Source organism: Cytobacillus horneckiae (assembly GCF_002835735.1).
GTDB lineage: Bacteria > Bacillota > Bacilli > Bacillales > Cytobacillaceae > Cytobacillus > Cytobacillus horneckiae.
Map to the genome: position 1 here is coordinate 79067 of NZ_PISD01000013.1, position 18692 is coordinate 97758.

20 protein-coding genes are annotated in these 18692 nt (G+C 37.6%); 12 read left to right on the forward strand and 8 right to left on the reverse strand.

Features of this window, described 5'->3' with window-relative positions; all coding sequences use genetic code 11:
• Window positions 1-28 precede the first annotated feature (28 nt).
• Together CWS20_RS07065 and CWS20_RS07070 are read left to right on the forward strand one after the other, a co-directional pair.
• Window positions 29-811: a DUF817 domain-containing protein gene (locus CWS20_RS07065; protein WP_066194212.1), complete on the forward strand. Its 783-nt coding sequence runs from the start codon at window positions 29-31 to the stop codon at window positions 809-811.
• Window positions 812-963: 152 nt separating this feature from the next.
• On the forward strand, window positions 964-1398 hold the full coding sequence (locus CWS20_RS07070; RefSeq protein ID WP_066192676.1) for a cell wall hydrolase: 435 nt from the start codon (window positions 964-966) through the stop codon (window positions 1396-1398).
• Window positions 1399-1730: 332 nt separating this feature from the next.
• Here CWS20_RS07070 and CWS20_RS07075 read toward each other — a convergent pair whose 3' ends face one another.
• Window positions 1731-1955: a hypothetical protein gene (locus tag CWS20_RS07075; protein ID WP_066192678.1), complete on the reverse strand. Its 225-nt coding sequence runs from the start codon at window positions 1953-1955 to the stop codon at window positions 1731-1733.
• 686 nt (window positions 1956-2641) lie between these two features.
• On the opposite strand from CWS20_RS07075, the gene CWS20_RS07085 reads away from it, so the two are divergent.
• Together CWS20_RS07085 and CWS20_RS07090 are read left to right on the forward strand one after the other, a co-directional pair.
• Window positions 2642-3013, forward strand: a complete 372-nt coding sequence (locus CWS20_RS07085; RefSeq protein WP_066192682.1) for an iron chaperone — start codon at window positions 2642-2644, stop codon at window positions 3011-3013.
• 378 nt (window positions 3014-3391) lie between these two features.
• Window positions 3392-3580, forward strand: a complete 189-nt coding sequence (locus CWS20_RS07090) for a hypothetical protein (protein WP_066192683.1) — start codon at window positions 3392-3394, stop codon at window positions 3578-3580.
• A 160-nt stretch (window positions 3581-3740) separates the two neighbouring features.
• Here CWS20_RS07090 and CWS20_RS07095 read toward each other — a convergent pair whose 3' ends face one another.
• Entirely contained in the window at window positions 3741-4484 is a 744-nt protein-coding gene (locus CWS20_RS07095) for a metal-binding protein ZinT (protein ID WP_066192685.1), read from the reverse strand.
• A 752-nt stretch (window positions 4485-5236) separates the two neighbouring features.
• Here CWS20_RS07095 and CWS20_RS07100 point away from each other — a divergent pair.
• Together CWS20_RS07100 and CWS20_RS07105 are read left to right on the forward strand one after the other, a co-directional pair.
• Window positions 5237-6034, forward strand: coding sequence for a DUF2935 domain-containing protein (locus tag CWS20_RS07100; protein WP_066192687.1), 798 nt, complete (start codon window positions 5237-5239; stop codon window positions 6032-6034).
• Between the two features lie 217 nt (window positions 6035-6251).
• The gene (locus CWS20_RS07105; RefSeq protein WP_066192689.1) at window positions 6252-6875 is read left to right on the forward strand and encodes a DUF7010 family protein; all 624 of its coding nucleotides are present in this window, start codon (window positions 6252-6254) and stop codon (window positions 6873-6875) included.
• 70 nt (window positions 6876-6945) lie between these two features.
• On the opposite strand, the gene CWS20_RS07110 is transcribed toward CWS20_RS07105, so the two are convergent.
• Window positions 6946-7929: an ABC transporter substrate-binding protein gene (locus tag CWS20_RS07110; RefSeq protein ID WP_066192690.1), complete on the reverse strand. Its 984-nt coding sequence runs from the start codon at window positions 7927-7929 to the stop codon at window positions 6946-6948.
• 261 nt (window positions 7930-8190) lie between these two features.
• Between CWS20_RS07110 and CWS20_RS07115 the strand changes: the two genes are divergently transcribed.
• Genes CWS20_RS07115 through CWS20_RS07125 form a run of 3 tightly spaced genes read left to right on the forward strand, consistent with a single transcriptional unit; the run spans window position 8191 to window position 11072 of the window.
• Complete coding sequence (locus CWS20_RS07115) at window positions 8191-9204, forward strand: FecCD family ABC transporter permease (protein ID WP_066192692.1); 1014 nt, start codon at window positions 8191-8193, stop codon at window positions 9202-9204.
• Window positions 9191-10243 (forward strand): FecCD family ABC transporter permease, encoded by a 1053-nt coding sequence (locus tag CWS20_RS07120; protein ID WP_066192693.1) that lies wholly within the window; start codon window positions 9191-9193, stop codon window positions 10241-10243. The genes CWS20_RS07115 and CWS20_RS07120 overlap by 14 nt, the downstream gene beginning before the upstream one ends.
• A gap of 31 nt (window positions 10244-10274) precedes the next feature.
• Entirely contained in the window at window positions 10275-11072 is a 798-nt protein-coding gene (locus CWS20_RS07125; protein ID WP_066192695.1) for an ABC transporter ATP-binding protein, read from the forward strand.
• Window positions 11073-11182: 110 nt separating this feature from the next.
• Here the strand turns inward: CWS20_RS07125 and CWS20_RS07130 are convergent, their stop codons facing one another.
• Complete coding sequence (locus tag CWS20_RS07130) at window positions 11183-11959, reverse strand: alpha/beta fold hydrolase (protein WP_066192697.1); 777 nt, start codon at window positions 11957-11959, stop codon at window positions 11183-11185.
• Between the two features lie 92 nt (window positions 11960-12051).
• On the opposite strand from CWS20_RS07130, the gene CWS20_RS07135 reads away from it, so the two are divergent.
• Entirely contained in the window at window positions 12052-12327 is a 276-nt protein-coding gene (locus CWS20_RS07135; RefSeq protein ID WP_066192699.1) for a hypothetical protein, read from the forward strand.
• Complete coding sequence (locus CWS20_RS07140; RefSeq protein WP_083957228.1) at window positions 12294-12944, forward strand: DUF2268 domain-containing putative Zn-dependent protease; 651 nt, start codon at window positions 12294-12296, stop codon at window positions 12942-12944. The genes CWS20_RS07135 and CWS20_RS07140 overlap by 34 nt, the downstream gene beginning before the upstream one ends.
• Window positions 12945-13157: 213 nt before the next feature.
• On the opposite strand, the gene CWS20_RS07145 is transcribed toward CWS20_RS07140, so the two are convergent.
• Entirely contained in the window at window positions 13158-14921 is a 1764-nt protein-coding gene (locus tag CWS20_RS07145; protein WP_066192703.1) for a hypothetical protein, read from the reverse strand.
• 210 nt (window positions 14922-15131) lie between these two features.
• Between CWS20_RS07145 and CWS20_RS07150 the strand changes: the two genes are divergently transcribed.
• Entirely contained in the window at window positions 15132-16097 is a 966-nt protein-coding gene (locus CWS20_RS07150; RefSeq protein ID WP_066192705.1) for an LLM class flavin-dependent oxidoreductase, read from the forward strand.
• Window positions 16098-16142: 45 nt separating this feature from the next.
• Here CWS20_RS07150 and CWS20_RS07155 read toward each other — a convergent pair whose 3' ends face one another.
• The 3 genes from CWS20_RS07155 to CWS20_RS07165 form a co-directional block, all read right to left on the reverse strand.
• Complete coding sequence (locus CWS20_RS07155) at window positions 16143-17042, reverse strand: 3-hydroxyacyl-CoA dehydrogenase (protein WP_066192707.1); 900 nt, start codon at window positions 17040-17042, stop codon at window positions 16143-16145.
• A gap of 240 nt (window positions 17043-17282) precedes the next feature.
• Entirely contained in the window at window positions 17283-17507 is a 225-nt protein-coding gene (locus CWS20_RS07160; RefSeq protein ID WP_066192709.1) for a sulfurtransferase TusA family protein, read from the reverse strand.
• Window positions 17508-17520: 13 nt separating this feature from the next.
• Window positions 17521-18579, reverse strand: a complete 1059-nt coding sequence (locus CWS20_RS07165) for a YeeE/YedE family protein (protein WP_172941497.1) — start codon at window positions 18577-18579, stop codon at window positions 17521-17523.
• Window positions 18580-18692: the final 113 nt, after the last annotated feature.

The window sequence follows — 18692 nt, forward strand, 5'->3', positions numbered from 1 at the left end:
GAATGTAATCATTCGAAAAAGCAGGCATATGAGAGGAATAAAACAACTCATTCATTTTGGTTGGGAGCAGGCATTATCATGTTTGTTTCCAGTCGTTATTTTTGCCTCTTTGGCTTTGACACAAATCGTGCCGCTTCCCTTCCTCCCGCGGTATGATTGGCTGCTGATTATCTGCCTTCTGATGCAGTGGTGGATGGTGCAATCTGGCCTGGAAACAAGAGATGAACTCAAGGTTATCACCTTGTTCCACTTGATTGGACTGGCTCTTGAAGTGTTTAAGGTGCATATGGGCTCCTGGGCTTATCCAGAGGAAGGCTATTTCAAAATTTTTGGTGTGCCATTGTATAGCGGGTTCATGTACGCAAGTGTAGCGAGTTATCTCTGTCAGGCGTGGAGGAGACTGAAGGTTGACCTTGTTAAGTGGCCGCCGTTTTTAGTGGTTGTACCGCTTGCAGCTGCGATTTATTTAAATTTTTTCACCCACCACTTTTGGATTGACGTTCGTTGGTGGCTATCTGGACTTGTTATTATTGTCTTTTGGAAATCATGGGTTACATACGAGGTAAATGGAATTCGTTATCGTATGCCGCTCGCTTTTTCCTTTGTGCTCATCGGATTTTTTATATGGGTAGCTGAAAATATCGCAACATTCTTTGGAGCATGGGAATATCCAAACCAAACCGATGCTTGGAGCCTCGTTCATTTAGGAAAGGTAAGTTCATGGCTCTTATTAGTGATTGTTAGCTTTCTTATTGTAGCAACGTTAAAGCGGGTGAAGGGGGAAAATTCCACTAAGATAGAGACTAGCTGACTATTAAGATATTTACTTAAGCTATAGGGTTTTGTGTTTAAAAATTGGTTGCTGCGGCAACCTTTTTTATTGGACTTATTGGTATGCTTTAGTTTTCTCTTGTAGACATGAATGTAGTTTTTTTTTCATATTATATTTTTGGGGTGAAAAGAATGAGAATTGCTTATCGAAGTTCAGACGTTGATTTAATGGCAAGGATGATGCGAGCTGAAGCCGAAGGTGAAGGACAACTTGGAATGCTATTCGTTGGAAATGTAATTGTTAATCGTGCGATCGCAGACTGTTTAGACTTTAAAGAAGTAAGAACCATTCCACAGGTCATATATCAAGTTCAAGGGGGGAATTACTCTTTTGAAGCTGTTCAAAAAGGGAATGTATTTTATAACAGAGCGAGGTCGGCCGAAAAAAAATTAGCTGAAAGGAATTTAAAATATTGGCGAGAACACCCAGGAAAATATGCTCTTTGGTATTTCAATCCATATGCACCATGCCCACCAACATGGTACGATCAACCCTTTGCTGGTCAATTTAAAAATCATTGTTATTATGAACCAAAACCTGGAACATGTGACAGTGTTTATTCGTGAGCCTTATGCTTAATCTTTTCAGACATTAAGTATTTATCTTATGAAATAGGAGGGAACATCCTGGTTATCGGGTGCTCTAAGTATGTACCAAAGGAAATACAGATTTTACAATATTGTACTCCAAGGGAGAAGGAGGCGTTTTTTCATTAAGAAGAGGCGCTTTTTCTTATGCCTTAAAAGGGGTAGTCTAGCTTCAGAAAGACTAAACTAATGCCATAGATACGAAGTTTTTATTATAAACGATAATGGGTTATATACAATCGGGGCGAAAGGAATAATATAAATATGACTAGTTGGAGATATAAGCCCCCCACTAAAGAGGGGCAATGTCGTTAATAAAGTGGTTGTTGGTTATGACAAGATGGAAATCCATTAATATCCTGTATCATAAAAGCATCGTATTGTTTAAGGGCAAATTGGGCTTGATACAAGTATTCAATTACGAGAATCTTTTTACCAGATAGACCGCATAAAACCCCTGTTGCCCCTTGCCCATTTGTTAATGAAATCCCTACAGGCTGGCCAATTAAATAACTAATTTTTTGTTGCCAAGGCATCACCATCACTCCTTTTATATAATCATATTACATTGGGATAAATGGGTGCCTGTTAGCTCCCTAAACGAGACTTTATCGATAAACTGATGTCACTTGAAATCTATCTTTACTAGGCCTTCCTCTTCCTTGTTTTCCAAAAAATCACCCTTCCTAATATCAAAGGAATGATAAATTGAAGCGGTATATGAAGGTAATAAGGGACAAGCTTCAACCCTAAATATAAATGTTCGGCATTGTCTTCGCTTCTATAGAGGGAAAGGAGGTGAACGGCTGCCATTAAAATGAGTAAGTGCCAACTCTTTTGCTTCAACTTGAATAACTGTGTCAGGACGACCTGTGCAGGTGGGGGTTCTTGAGAAAGGAGCTCTTTTTTCTCAAGAAAAGCACCATTAAATAAAATAATGGAACAGGTATTTTTCAACATTAATTTTTTACATTAATTTTCGCCAGGAATCAAACATGCTCTAGGGTTTTTAGAAGTAAAGTTTCGACACAAAAAGGAAATAATTAAATGAGGTTAATTGTTTTAAATTTGTTTTTAAAGACATTTTGACTATCCAGGTTGTAAATTATATAGTTGGAATAGGTGTTGTTAAGAATGTGGCTTAACGGTTCTGTGAGGAGTTTAAAGACGAGAGGGTTTGAAATCTCCGAACGACATCATTTTAATATTAGGAGGGAACAACATGGAAGTATTTGCAGATTATTTAGCGAAGATTGATCATCCGCAACATCGGGCACGAACGGAAGAAGTTTTAACTTGGGTAACTAAGAAATTTCCAAATTTGCTGCCAAAAATTGCGTGGAATCAGCCTATGTTTACCGATCACGGCACATTTATTATTGGCTTTAGCATAGCCAAGCATCATTTGGCTGTTGCCCCTGAAAAGGCAGGGATTAATCATTTTTCTGATGATATTGTGCAGGCTGGCTATGATCACACCAAGGAGCTGGTCCGTATGAAGTGGGATAGTCCGGTTGATTTCTCATTACTTGAGAAAATGATTGAATTTAATATTTTGGATAAGGCAGACTGTTCAACCTTTTGGCGAAAATAGAAAAAATAGGATAGCCCTTTGCTTCTAACCACGTACATGGCCCCCAACACTCTTGTTGTGAATCCTCTAGTATGGGGAATGTAAAAGCTTATAAGTATACATTATTACAGAAGTTAGAAAATCACCCTCTTACTTATCCAGAAAATTGCAGATCGTTACAGAGAAACTTAATTAATGAACCATGACTTTTATTTACTCCATTAATGAGGTCTTTTAGTTCAACAACCCTACAAAACATTCATTAAAGCTCGATTAAATAATTTAATCTTCTTTTTAAATACTGAAAATATAATTTGATTATGTGTGGAAGATGTGGTTTAAAGGAAACTCGTAAAAAGTTATAGAATACAGTAAATATTAAAGGAGGCGGTAAATGAAATGTTTTGGCTATGGGGCGTTGTTTTGCTTATTTTCGTGTCGCTATTGTTATTTGGATATTTATTAGATAAAAAGACTGACCGCTATAAGTTAATTAATGATAAAAAGACAAAGGAAGGACAAGAAGCTGTAAAAGATAAAACACAAAAGCATAACCCGCCTAATATTAACCACACAGATCATTGGTAAGCCCATTAGAGCTGAATTTTTTGGGATAACTATGAAAATAAAGGTGGATCATCTTTGAAAATGAAAGAATGTAAATTATCATTGAGTTCGCAACATTTAAAGAAAAACGCCATTTAATCATATAAACTTTTTATGTTATAAAATGGCGTTTTTCATAAAATTAATGTGCATTCATTTCTTCAGCGATTTCCTTTCCGCTAAAATTAGAAGGATAGTAAGTTGGCCAATTATCTAATTGATCTAAAAGTTCATCATGCTTTTCATCTCCAAAATAAATATGGTAATGGCCTGCTTCAGTTGGATAAATACTATGATCACTGAATTGAACATGTTTCGGTACTCCACTTACAGCTCCAACTAAATCAAATAAATAACGAACACCTCGATTTCCAGATTCATAATTCAAAACTTCGTATCCGTTATATTTATATTCGCCTGTTGTTCCTTCGCCATTTTTATAAAAAGTCATCGTATTATCTTCAATAACGATTCGTTCAATTTCTGTTTCATATCCAACGGTATAATATTCTTTATATTCATCAAAGGCTTTATCTTTCTTTGTTTCTACTTTCTTTTGTAAAACTTCATCTAAACTTCCATCTAATAAGTATGGATAAACTGATTGCCAATCTCCTTCCCAATCAGATAACGCTCTATCTTCAATTTCGTCATCCTCAAATATTCCTGAATATATTTCTTGCAGTTTTTCATCATGATGACTGTGATCGTGACTATGGTCATGATCGTGGTCATGGTCATGATTGTGGTTATGATCATGATCAGTCGCAGATTCAGATTCAGCAGACGAATCTTTAGTTGGTTTATCTTCTTTTTCTTGACACCCGGTAAGTATCGTACCTATTAAAAAAAACGCAAAAATTGATTTTATAAGATCTTTTTTCATAAATGAATGGTCTCCTTTTTTTTATAAATAGTAAACATTACGATTTATATCTGGTGATTTTCCCTGTTAATTGATGCTTAACCTCCTTAAAAAAATGTTAGCTATCCTATGTAAATCGTAACAATTCCTTTTTACACCTTATGAATATACTTTGTTTTAAAGTATCTGTCAATATAAATCGTAATTATTATTATTTGCATTTATGTTTTTTTGATAAAAGGGAAGTTTGTAACTTTGTGTGTTAGAGTTGGCAAGTAAAAAAGGGAAAGAAATGGATGATAACGAATGATTACTTAAAGAAAAGGGGAGAGGTAAAATATGCTATTAGAAAAATTTTCGCATTTATGCGTCAGTGCTGCTTCAATATGCGTCGCTCAAACTTTATGAGTCAATGCCTGCACCTTATGCGCCTCACCATGCATTTATGCGTCAGTGCGTACACTTTATGCGTCCCATTTCGCATTTATGCGTCATTGCTGCTCCAATATGCGTCGCTCAAACTTTATGCGTCATTGCTGCTCCAATATGCGTCGCTCAAACTTTATGAGTCAATGCACCATTACAAAAAAATGAGTGCTTATTATTGCCGGGAGAAAAGTTGCACATATAAGTGAACATGTAATTGTGCAACTAAAGGGGCGGCTCTTTAATGAGGAGGCCCGTTTTATAGCAGGATTATTGTTTTTTGTGAGCATAAAATAAGATATTGAAAATATATAAAGAAGGAGATGAATCATAAGGGAGGAGTTGCAATGGCGGATCCGATTGTTGTTCGGTCATTAGACGAAATTAAATTTTGGTCTAGAATTATGAAGGAACATGCGTTATTTTTGAGCTTGGGATTTACTTACGAACAGAAACAATTAATTGATGAAGCACGACAATTTATAGCTATATTTGAAAGAATAGAAGAAAAGTTAACTAGATTTACGATTAATTCAGATTTACAACAAGTTCAGGCATTTAATGCCGAGGTTTATCAAGCTGCAGCGGCTATATGGAGCTATAAACGAAAGGTGCTTGATTTAACTCTGCGGTGCGAAATCCGCACAAATAATTTCCCTTTATTAGTTGATCATATTAGCAGAGAAGCGGCATACTTTGCCAATCGGTTACAGGAATTAAATGAAGGGATATTATCGCCAAAACCTGATGAAATCATCGAGGAAAATGTGTTCTTCTTAAAAATCATGGCAGATCATGCGAAGTTTATCGGACATCTTTTAGATCCATCTGAAAGAAAATTAGTTGAACAGGCTAGGGAATTTAGCCATGATTTTGACCAGCTTGTTTTTCAGGCTATTGATTTGGATTATATGCGGCCAGAATCGGAGACAAAACCAATCCTAAGTCAATTCTTAAATCAAAATAAAGTGTCTGTTGTCTCGTTAAGGGATTTTAAGAAGACAGCAACAGAACTGATAGAAGAATGCCGTATTAAGAGCAATATTCATCCACTGCTAGCAGATCATACCTTTAGAGAAGCGGAAAGGTTTTTGGAAATCATTGATTTATTTGAAGCTAATTTAAGTGAGAATCAATTTAAATAACGTTCCGATTCCTTATGGAACAAAGATATGATCAAATAAAAATAAAGGGTGCTTTAAGAAATTCGATGGAAGTTATTCATCTTTTAATTTTAAGGCAGTGGCGATTTTTCTTCGAGAAGAGTCGCCTTTTTTACCTAATAAGGATATTTATGTAAATTAAAGGTTGGTTTTACTGATGAAATGAACGACTACATCGATTGAAAGGAGATGTTTATTTATGACCGAAGCATCACTTTCTGTTTCAAGGGCTGCAGTAAGGGGGATAGCATCAGGTGTATTTTTTATGTCTTTATTTGGTATGTTGTGGGCGTACACTGGAATTATGGGGCTGAGCGGGAGGGGCATGCCGTTTTTGTTAGTCCTTGCTGTGGCTATAGGCATAGCACTTTTTATCGGCGGCATTTTCTTGATGCGCGCATCGCGTAAATTAACGAAGGAAGTTTCTGAACCTCCTGAATTCTTGGATGGGAGGCGCACGAGGTATTGGTTTAACTTTATTTTAGCTGCAGAAGGTTTGGCGATTGCCATTGCCATTGCTGTCTGTCGAGCAATTAGCCACACTGAGCTTATCCCTCCAGTAATAGCCTTAATCGTTGGTGTTCATTTTTTTCCCCTGGCTTCTCTTTTCCAAGTAAGGCTCTATTATTTAACAGGTACTCTTCTTTGCTTAATCGCTATATTTACGATGGTATTCATGCCTTTAGAGGTTGGAGTGGGAGAATATCAGATCAACACATTTATGTCAGTAGTAGGGTTAGGCTCTGCATTCATTCTATGGGGGACTGGCTTGGCAATATGGATTATGGGTAGAAGATTGCTTGCTGATGTCCAAAATAATTGAACTAGTAGAGGTTTGCGCATACTGGTGTAGAATAGTAAAGAACCTTGAGGGGCTCAAGGTTCTTTACTATTTATTGAAGGAGGATTTTCTCCAAATCTTCCAATACGATATTAGCTGATAGTACACCGCCTGATGTATTCCAGGTTGCATCATCCACCTCATAGGACTTACCGTTTTTGACAACATTCAAGTTTTTCCAAAGTGGGTCATTCGTCCATTCTTTTGCGGTATCAATCGCAATTTTATCTCCAGGCACTGCATAGGTGAAGTAGAATAAGATATCTCCATCCATTTTCGGGATAACTTCTTTCCCTACATCAATGGCTAATTTCCCTAATTGATTATCTTCAGTGAATAGCTCTGCTTGATGCTCGGCATGTTTAAATCCTAATTGATCAAAGATTACACCTGAAAATGAATCAGTATAGTAGATTCTCACTTTATCTGCCATGAAGCGGACAACAGAGATTTCTTGGTTTGTTTTGTCTCCAAGCTTTCCTTTTAGATTCTCTACATTGTTATCAAAGTCAGCAAGGATTTGATCTCCTTTTTCCTTTTGGTTTAAAGCTTCAGCATATAATGCAAAGTTTTCTTTCCAATCTCCGCGAAGTGTTTCAGAGAAAATGGTAGGAGCAATGGCATTTAATTTATCATAGACCGCTTCCTGACGAATCTTATTTCCTATGATTAGGTCAGGCTTTAAAGCAGCAATTTTTTCTAAATTAACTTCATGCTCGACACCGACAACCTCTACGCCTTCCATATCCTCACTTATATGGTCATACCAAGGGGAGCCAAGCCATGACTGAACTGCGCCAACTGGTTTGACCCCTAAGGCAAGCAAGGCTTCTGTTGCTTCATTTGTTAAAACAACGATTTTTTTAGGCTCTTTCTCTAAGGTTGTTTTCCCCATTGCATGATTGACAGTATAGCTTGTATTTGTTTCTTGTTTCTCTCCTGCGCTTGTTTCCTCATTTTTATTGTCACTGCCGCAGGCAGCTAGCAGAAAAAGAGTGAAAATTGAAATAAAAAAGAATGAAAGATTCCGCTTCATCGTAAAAGCCCTCCGTAATATGTATTGAAAGTATTATAATTGTTCTGAACGGTATAATAATATATCTGTCTTAATAGTTTGTCAATCTAATTGATAATGATTTTCAGGCTCATTGACTTTGAGCAATAATTAGCATTTAATAATAGAGAACTAATTTTTTGAATTTAATATAGAGTTTAGGGTCTTCTCTTTTTTTAGTAATAAATCGGCTTTGGAATCGAATCTAGTAACTAAATATTTATAATAAAAAGGAACTTTCATATGATCTTAATTAACAGACGACAAAAGTGGCTCGGGCTGATAGCTGGAGTTCTGCTAACTGCAGCAGCCATTTGCATGAGTATTGTATATGGCTACACAAATACGACTTGGTCAATGGCAATTGATTCGTTTATTCATTTTAATGGTTCTAACGAGCATATTGTTCTGCAGACAGTCAGGCTTCCGCGGGCATTAATTGCTGCCACAGTTGGCGCCAGCCTTGCTATTGCTGGTGTCATAATGCAAACGTTAACTAAAAATCCGTTAGCCTCACCGGATATTTTAGGAATTAATGCCGGTGCCGGATTTGCCATAGTTCTATGCGTGACATTCTTTGGGATGAGCGATTTGCAGCATTTTTCAGTTGTTTCTATTGCCGGTGCAGCTATTTCTGCCTTTTTCGTATATGTGATTAGTGTGAATGGGAGAGATGGACTGACGCCGATGAAGATTACACTTGCCGGTGCAGCGATGGCAGCATTATTCTCTTCTTTAACACAAGGAATTCTAGTAACGAATGAAGCAGCTTTTGAACAAGTGCTCTTTTGGCTAGCTGGGTCAGTTGCCGGCAGGAAAATGGAGATATTAACATCGGTTCTTCCTTATATCACAATAGGTATTATTTTATCCATTTTATTTGCCAGCAAAATGAATATTTTAGCATCAGGTGAGGATGTTGCTAAAGGTCTTGGCCTAAAGACAGGCAGGTTAAAAATGATAATGGGCTTAATCGTTATATCACTGGCTGGAGGATCTGTAGCTATTGCTGGACCGATCGGATTCATTGGTATAGTCATTCCGCATATTGCACGTTATTGCATAGGAAATGACCACAGGTGGCTGATTCCTTTTTCCGGCCTATTAGGTTCGATTGTTTTAATAGCGGCTGATATTTTATCTCGATACATATTGATGCCAAGAGAAATTCCTGTAGGTGTCATGACGGCTATTATTGGAACCCCTCTGTTTATTTATATTGCAAGAAAGGGGTTCAGTGGCAATGAAAAAATATAAAAGCTTTCGCTTATTCAATGAAAAAATTTCATTTCTATTATATCCAAGAGCGGGGATGATTCTCGCGATTATGGCAATGGTTACATTAAGTATCATTGTGATCAGTACTGGCGTAGGAGAGATGTACATAGCTCCGCTGCAAGTACTGCAAGTTTTCTTTGGACAGGGTTCTGATTTAGACAAGCTCGTTATTACCGATCTTCGTCTGCCAAGAATTTTAACTGCCCTTTTTGTAGGAATGAGTTTAGCTGTCGCCGGTGCCATTTTGCAAGGCATGATTCGTAATCCGCTGGCTTCACCAGATATTCTTGGATTGACTGGTGGAGCCTCAGTGGCTGTAGTCACTTTTTTAACGATCTTTAGCGACGAGAATTACTCATTAACAGTCAGTATTAATTGGATGCCAGTAGCAGCGTTTGCCGGTGCTGCGGCTGTTGCTTTTATAGTCTATGTTTTATCGTGGAAAAAAGGAGTTTCAACGATTCGGCTCGTCTTGATTGGTATAGGAATAACTGCCTTAATGAAGGCACTTACCACTTTCATGATTTTAGTTGGTCCTATTTACAGAGCAAGCCAGGTAAATCTTTGGATTACTGGATCTGTCTCGGCTGCGACTTGGCAAAATGTATTTATTTTGGCGCCGTGGAGTATCATGTTCATTCTTTTTGCTTTTACCTATTCAAGGAATATTAATGTGCAGGGATTAGGAGAAGAGGTTGCTGTCGGGTTGGGGAGTAATGTTCAAAAGCAAAGAGTGATTATGCTAGCGATTAGCACAGCATTAGTTGGTTGCGCAGTAGCCTTTGCTGGCGGAATAGGATTTGTCGGTTTAATGGCTCCTCATATGGCTAGAAGACTAGTCGGTTCGAATTTTGGAGCATTATTGCCTGTATCGGCTTTAATTGGAGCCATTTTAGTTTTAGTCTCAGACTTAATAGGGCGTACATTGTTTTCACCGCTAGAAATCCCAGCAGGCGTTTTTACTGCGAGTATTGGAGCCCCTTATTTTATTTATCTTTTATTAAAAGCAAAAAATTGAGAATGTCATTCCAAAGAAAGGAGGCTAAATCATGGTCAATTCAATTGAAACAAAGCAGCTCACACTTTCCTATGGAGACTCGATTGTTCTAAAAGAGCTTGATGTGGAGATTACAGAAGGTGAGATTACAGTCTTTATTGGAGGGAATGGCTGCGGAAAGTCAACGCTTCTGCGTTCAATTGCCAGATTGCTGAAACCGATGTCTGGAGCTGTTTTATTGGAAGGTAAGGAAATTGCCAAGCAATCCACGAAAGATATAGCAAAGAAAATGGCTATCCTTCCCCAATCCCATTCTGTGCCGGAAGGGTTAACGGTGCTGCAATTAGTGAAGCAAGGGCGGTTCCCTTATCAAAATTGGCTTAAACAGTGGACGAGGGAAGATGAAGAAGAAGTGCTGCAAGCAATTCGAGTTACAGGACTTGAATCATTAAAGGATCGCTCGGTTGACTCACTCTCTGGTGGACAAAGACAGAGGGCATGGATTGCAATGACATTAGCACAGGATACGAGCATTATTTTACTTGATGAGCCAACGACTTACTTGGACCTTACCCATCAAATAGAAATTTTGGATTTGTTATATCAGTTAAATCAAACAGAAAAACGAACGATTCTCATGGTATTACATGATATTAATTTGGCCAGCAGATATGCGCATTCGATTATTGCCATTAAAAATCAGAAGGTCTATGGAAAAGGCAAACCTGAAGAAGTCATTACATCGGATTTAGTCAAGAAGGTGTTTGACTTGGATTGCGATATAGTAGGTGATCCTATTTTTGGCACGCCAATGGTGATTCCTCATGGAAAGGGAAGACGCATCAAATAGGGCTCTTTTTAAATAATGTACCAAAACAGTGGGAGATGAATGCTCCCACTGTTTTGGTAAAAATTTTGTGTTACTTATTTCCAGTTGCTGTACAATGATAGTATAAGAAATTATTCAATGACCTCGCCATCAGGCAAAATGCCTTCATTAATCCAGCAATCAATCATTTGATTAAAGAAATCAGGCGTTGCCAGTGATATGCCATGTCCAACATTCGCTAAAATAACGCCTGTACAATTCGGATTATTTTTTACAAGATCCTTTGCGGACTTTATCATCAAGCCTTTTTCCTTTTCTCCTACGGTTACTAAGATCTTACCTTCCGCTTTTTCAAACCCTTGCGGTATTCCGAATGACATATTCTCTTCCAATATTCGAATGAGTGTTTCTAATTTCATTTGAGTGCTTTCTTGATAATATTTATCAAACAAATCATTGTCTAAATAAAGGGTTTTAGCTTGTAGCCTGGAAAAATACTTATTTTTAATAAAGGGAAAGGATAGTTTAACAGAAGGTGAGATGAGCTTTTTTGTAAAGGATAGCGGCCTTACTAACGCACTGTTAATGATGGCGTAATGAATCAATTGCGGCTTAATACTTAACATTTGGACGGCCACCTGGGCGCCAAGAGAAAAGCCGATGACGACGACTTCTTTTCCACTTGCTTTCTCCTCTATTAGTGATATCAGCATTTCTGCGCTTTCTTTAATCGAAAAGGTGTGCTCGCTAGAACTTAAACCTTGTGCGGGTAAATCAGGTACGACACAATGATAATGAGTGAAGAACTGAATTTGTTTCTCCCACATCCAGCCGCTGACCCCTCCACCATGTAAAAATAGCATGAAAGCCGCATTTTTATCACCGTATTCTTTGTAGTATAAAGACATGCATCATCACTCCAGTATTGGATTGAAAATATTAATTAATCTGTATATTAATGTTATAATATATTAAATATGGAAAAAGGAGAAGAGGATTGATGAGAGTATGTTTACTGGCTTTCATTGTTTTTCTTGCTGGATGTACGCAGTCATCAAAGATGGAATTAGAGAAACAAATTGCTTTAAAAAATGATGCTCCCGAAAAGTTTTCAGTTGATCAACAGGAATTTGAGATGATTCCATTTTATAGGCCCTATTTAGATTATGTCTCAGAACAGCATTCAATAAAAGGAAATAGGGATGAAGCCTTTTCCAGCCTGGTTGTCCAGCACCTACAAAATTGGATAAATTGCAGGAAAAGATTATTAGTTTAGATGAGCAGTATAAAGAGATTAGCGCTGCTCTAAAAGAAGGACTGGAGGATGCAGCGAACCTTCTTCCAGCAGAGGATTTTAAAATATATTTGATTCCATATGAGCTCGAGTATGAAAGTGTAGATATGCAAGGTGTGTTGGGCTTTGCGACCGACCAAGGTGCAATGGTTCTTTTCATTGATCCGGAACAGTACACAACAGAGAGTTTAAAGCAAACTGCAGTACATGAATATCATCATTTAGTGTTTATGGGCATGTCGGATTCCCGCAATTATGATTTATTAGATAAAGTGATGATGGAGGGAAAAGCAGATGCATTCGCACATGCTCTTTACCTTGATTATTCGGTACCTTGGATCGAACCGTTAAGCCCAGAATCAACAGAGATTGTTTGGTCTTTTATTGAGGAAAATCAATATTCTATTAATAGAGATGATCATTACATATTGCAATTTGGCAGCTCTTTAGAGGGCATACCGCAATGGTCCAACTATCGAATCGCGTTTCAGATCATGACGGAATTTTTGAAAAATCATCCGCAAATGACAATTGAGGAATGGACGATGATGCCTGCGGTTGACATTGTTGAAGGGAGCGATAGGTTTAAGTTAGACTGATATATCACAAAAAGATAAAATGGGCACTACTTCTCAAAAGCAGTGCCCGGAATTTGAGAAAAGAGACAAAATGGGCACTACCCTCTCAAAAGAACCTTTAGTAACTAGATTGCCTCTCTTCTCCTGCTGGAGTGGAGCAGTCACCTCTCCAAATCCAACTAGATTTCTCATAATAATTTTTAGCATTCTGAACTACTTTTAGTTGCAATTGTTTCATTCTTCTTCCCATTTTAAAGAAGGAGGGTGATTGTAAAACTTTATCGATTCAGAAAAGTTGGCGAAAAAGAATTCTTCCTTAATGTAATTCCTCGGAATTTGATAGACGATATTTCCATCATAGTTATAAAATACAAAATGCCACTTTTTATATGGGAGGAATAAAAATCTGTCTTTAAGCAATGGTCGGATTTTTTCCAAATCAACTGATTCAATATCGAGTAACTTTGTATATGTGTAATCACCGAAGTGGTTGTATTCAAGGCTATGTTCCCTCAGTTGGACAAACACATTTCTTTCAAGTATTTTCGCATATATAAAGTTTACTAGCAGCCATACTGGTCCTGTAAATAGTCCAAGTGCAGCCCAATCATTATTTATAAAAACGGTCGAAAGAATAGAAAGGACAAATAATATGATAGCAGTAGTAATGTGTTTTCGATTAAATCTAGGTGTATACAATCCATAAATAGCCTCTTCGTCCTGCTCGGTATCATAACTTTCCTTTAGCAGCTCTTTAAAATCCTCTATATGGTTTTCAATAGGCTGAGATTCCCAAGGCATAAAATCAGTAAAATTAGCATCATATTCATCAATTCTATTGGGTGTCGGTAGCTGTGATGGATGAAAGGGACCAATCAGCATTCTCATCCAGCCATTGCTTGCAAAGGTCGGATAGGAGGAGCGGAAACGGACAATATAATAAATGAAGTCCTCGTCATAGGTAGAATTTTTGCGTATAAACGAATCCATAACTTCCGTTTCATCAGGGAATTTGCCAATGCCATCTTCATGGTGATAAAAAGTGAAATCAGCATGTTCAATAACGAAATATTTTTGATACTCCAAATCCTTTACCAATGTTTCAGTTTTATAATAATTAACAATATTATAAGCGTAGTCTGTTGCTTCATTCCCGCGCATTATATCCAGTGCCACTTGCGGCGATGCATCCAGCTTCCTTTTCCACAGTAAAATAAGGTAGGTCAGTTTTATATATGGGTCTTTCCAATTAAAAATATAGTCGTAAGACAATAATTCTGCATCACTGCAGTAACTTGCTTTAATACTTAAATAGCCTCTTAAAGAAATGCGTTTATGGAGGTAGGTATTTCTCCATGCCTCATATACATATTCTCTTGTATAAACTTCATCATATTGCATATACTCTTCAATTAATCTATCAAGTTCACTTGTAACAAACTCATTATCGGCGAACTGCTCTCCACTCTTAATATAATCGTTAGACACACAGTGTGAAAGTAGATAATGATAATACTTATAATACCAATTGTGATGAATCACATTGTTCTCAATAATAGCATTTAGAGCTGTCAGCATACTCTCTTTATTTTCTAAAATTTTGTTCTCATAGTAAACTGGGAGAATATTTAATTGCAGGTGAAGCTTTTTAAAAATCCTTTTATAGGCCTCGAGTGATTCATCAGTATTAATAATGAGCAAGTAGCTCATTGAAAGAAGGATGCCGCGATAAGAATAGTGATATATATGCCTTTCGATTACCGGTACCATTTCCTCATTAATATAAACTCCTGCTACGTTCGTTAATGCTAGAGAGGGGTCATCCCAATCCTCATTGCTTATCGGGAAGATTCTAGCAGCCTCTGCAAACAAAGTGAAACTGTCTTCCAATTCAATCTCTCCATCCCATTTAAAACAACGGTTAATTGCTTCTTCACGGATAGATAAATCTTTGCTCGAAAATAGTTTTAGAATTTCGTTAAGCTCTTTATTGTTCATTTTAACGTTCCTTTTTTTGATATATATGTAAATTATACTTCTATTTGGATTTAGAAAGCTATCAGAATTTAACTATTTTTTAAAAAACACCTTATTGGATTGTAGACAGAGGAGGTTAGTGAAAAATAGCTTTGCCAATGTCTCTTTTTTTAAATTTCACATCAAACCTGATATACTACTCCCTAATCTACGAAAAAGAAGGGAAGTCCAATGCGTTTAAGTATTTTAGATCAAATTCCAAGGCCAAAGGGAAAGAGTGTGGAGGAGACAATAGCAGAAACACTCACAACAGTCGCATTTGCAGAGACGTTAGGCTATGAACGCTATTGGTTTGCTGAACATCATGGGACAAAGGGGATGACGTCCAGCAGTCCTGAAATATTGATGGCTGCAGCCGCTGCCAGGACAACGACTATTCACGTTGGAAGCGGAGGTATTTTGCTGCCTCAGTATAGCCCATATAAAGTAGCTTCACAGCTCCTTCAACTGCAATCGCTATTCCCGGGCAGGATAGATGGGGGTGTAGGTCGTTCTCCAGGAGGAAATGAAAGGATTCGATTGGCGCTCTCTGATAGAAGGGAAAATCAACTGGGTGAATACTCTGAAAAACTGGAAGAGCTGATTCGCTTTTTAAAAGGAAACAAAGGACTGCAGGCCACACCGCGTACAAAAGACGCACCAACGCTGTTTTCGTTGGGATTAGGTGAAAACAGCGCAAAGCTTGCAGCGAGTTTAGGAATAGGCTATGTATTTGGTCATTTTATTAACTCCACGAGAGGTCAGAATGCACATAAGGTTTACCGGGAGAACTTTACCGCTGGATGGATGGATTCTCCTCAAGCATTATCGGCAGTTTTTGTCATTTGCGGCGAATCAGACGAGCATGCAGAAGAATTGGCAGCGAGTCAGGATTTATGGCTGTTAAGAACGGAAAAGGGTCTAGATAGTCGGATTCCAAGCAATGAAGAGGCTAAAACAGTGAAATTAAGGGAGGAAGATAAAAAAATCATTTTAAGAAACCGAAGAAGAATGATCATTGGTGACCCAAAAACAGTGAAGGAACAGTTGAATATTCTTGCTGACAAATATCAAAGCAATGAATGGCTCATCTTAACGAATGTATATGATTTTGAGGAAAAGAGACGTTCATTCGAACGGCTTGCTTCGGTTTTTTGAGGGTAAAAAAGCGGATTCTCAGTAAAGGAATCCGCTAAAATTGTCTTAGCTTTTTAGAAAACTCGGGTTTGCGAAAGCTGGATTTGGATATTTATAAAATCCTTCTCCAGTTTCTCTGCCAAGTTTTCCTTTATCAATATACTCAGTTTTTAATAGCTCAGCAAGTTTTTTGAAGTCTTCATTACCCGTTGCTTCTGCTTTTCCTGATGAAATATTATAGGCTGTTCTAATACCGACTACGTCGAGGATTGCGAAAGGTCCTAGTGGTGCCCCTGTACCAATCATCCATGTTTTATCAATTGTGTCAGGATCGGATACTTCTTTTACAAGCAGTTGTTGTGCAGCTTCTAATAATGGAACCAATAAAGAATTTAAAATATAGCCAGGCTGTTCTTTATGCAATTGCAATGGCACCATGCCAATTGCTCTGGCGAATTCAACGACGTCATTGAATACGTCCATATTTGTTCCAGGATGCTTCATTACCTCCGCAGTATTGTTTTTCCAAATTTCATTTGCGAAGTGAAGAGCTAGAAACTGTTCTGGTCGGCCAGTCGCTTCAGCAAATTGACTCGGTAATAATGTAGAAGAGTTTGTTGCGAAAATTGTTTTTTCTGGTGCTACTTTTCCTAGCTCATGATAGAAGTCTATTTTTATTTTAACCACTTCTGGGATTGCTTCGATTACTAAATCAGCATCCGCTGTTGCTTGTGTTAAATCAGAGTAAAATGACATGCGGTTAAAAGCTTGATCCACTTGTTCATCTGTCGCACCCAAGTCTTTTTTATAGTTTTCTTTTAGCTTGATAACTCTATCTTTTGCCATCTCAAGTGCATCGTCAGTAATATCGTAAACACTAACATTAAATCCATTAAATGCTGTTTGGTATGCGATTTGGCTACCTAAAACACCGCTTCCGGCAACTGTTATGTTTTTATAATTCATGCTGCATCCCCCTCATGTATGAATATAATTTATCCCTTCGACACAATTATGACATATTTCTCATGCCAGTAACTTTCGACCTATTAAAGGATAGTTAAGTAAAATTAAAGTAACTTAGAAATGACGGACCTAGTATTATCAAAAGCGCATGGCAGTAAGGGGGGAGCAGAGAGGAACTGATTCCTGAAAATCAAAAAAGAGTATGTTTTAAGGAAAACATACTCTCAAAATGACTGGATATTATTTTTTTTGTACAGTAATTGTCCAAGCGGCATCGCCAATCGCCTCGTAGTTAGTAATCGAGTGCCCTTCTTCTGCTGCCCATCTTGGAATGCTTTCTGTCGCTTGTGTGCAATCGAAGTTAATAATTAATTCCTCTCCAGAATGAATATCTTCAATCGCTTTTTTTGCTTCTATTAATGGGAAAGGACAAACCTGCCCCATTGTTTCTAAAGTTTTTGCCATTATTAATTCCCTCCTATGCAGTAGTTGATACAGATTGAGCTTTTATTTTTTGCGGTCTTACAAAGACAAAGTAAGACGCAGTCCATGTACCTAAAATAATAAATAATAAAGATATCCACCCTTGCCAAGTCATCATTGCAGTCATGACTAATCCATTTCCAATTGAACAGCCTCCTGCTAAACTTGCGCCAAATCCCATTAAATTTCCGCCGATAAAGCTATTAATTCCTGTCTTTGTGTCAGGCATGCGGAAACGGAATTCGCGGCTTGCTTTCGCTGCAATAAATGAACCTAAGAAGATTCCCAGGACTAAGAAAACGCCCCAATTAATATATGAAACATCCCCTGTAACGGAGTATTGAATAATATTTGCAGATGGGGTTGTGATTCCAAGACCAGCCATTCTTCCCGTTGCTTGGCTTAATGGCCATGCAAGAATGGCAATTGCCCCTATAAGCACGGCAGTAAAGAATGGATGCCATCTTTTTTCAAATAGAAAATAAGATAATCCTGTCCGTTTTGGTTTTAACGACGGAATGACAACCTTTGGTTTATTTACTTCTTTTATAAGAATCCATATGACAACAGCCACTAATATCGCAATGAAAATCCAAACGGAAACCCCTAATGTTTCAGGAATAGAATTACTAGGCAATGTGGTTGCTTGTAAAGATTGATTGACTGGAAAAAGAAATCCTGATTTCATGACTGCACTCATTACCATATATCCGAATAGCGCGATCCAGCTCCCAATTAATCCTTCACCGGCACGATACCATGTTCCTGTTGCACATCCACCGGCAAATACAATCCCTATTCCAAATATAAATGAACCAATAATGACCGCTACCCATGGGAATGCTCCAGCTGAAAATTGAATGACGCCAGTTTGAATAAGCAGATATACACCAATGCTTTGAACTGCAATAGCAATCAATAACGCATAAAACATGCGATTGTCTTTTGCAATATACATGTCACGGAATCCTCCAGTAAGACAAAAACGCCCCCTTTGCATGACAAATCCAAGCAATGCCCCGCAAATAAGTCCTGTGATAATCATCTGAGCCATTTTATCTTCACTTCCTTTCAATTCCGAGTATTTACATTTGGATTATATGGTATATGCCAAAATGGGTCTATAGGATATTTGAACTAAACGATAAAAGACCTATAAAATTATTT